Source organism: Photobacterium sp. S4TG1 (genome assembly GCF_036040035.1).
Taxonomy (GTDB): Bacteria; Pseudomonadota; Gammaproteobacteria; order Enterobacterales; family Vibrionaceae; genus Photobacterium.
On the sequence record NZ_JAYXUH010000053.1, the window covers coordinates 1 to 402 of the forward strand.

Annotated in this window: 1 protein-coding gene; it reads right to left on the reverse strand. The window is 45.0% G+C overall.

The window, feature by feature from the left end; genetic code table 11:
* Positions 1-402: Ig-like domain-containing protein (locus VXS03_RS20105; protein WP_327765539.1), on the reverse strand; the 402-nt coding region annotated here is incomplete at both ends.

Below are 402 nucleotides of genomic sequence, written 5' to 3' on the forward strand. Positions count from 1 at the left end.
GCGTCGTTACCTGAAATAACAGCTTTATCAGCCTCCGGATTAACCACAATCTTCACTTGTGATGTCGATGTTTTATCACCATCACTTATGGTGTAAGGCACATCTACAGTACCGTTATAATCTTTATTTGGCACAAAGGTTATGCCGCCGTCATGAGCGATCACGATCTTACCGTTATCAACGACGATGGTTTGCTCATGCCCTGGTGTTACAGGAGTACCATTAATGTCTGTAACGGTGATCTTATCGCCATCAACGTCGCTGTCGTTCTTGGTTAAATCGACCGTGATTGACGTGTCTTCATTGGTTGTCACCACATCAGGTGTAGCTACTGGCGCATCGTTCACTGGCGTGACATGAATAGTCACTTGTGATGTCGATGTTTTATCACCATCGGTGATG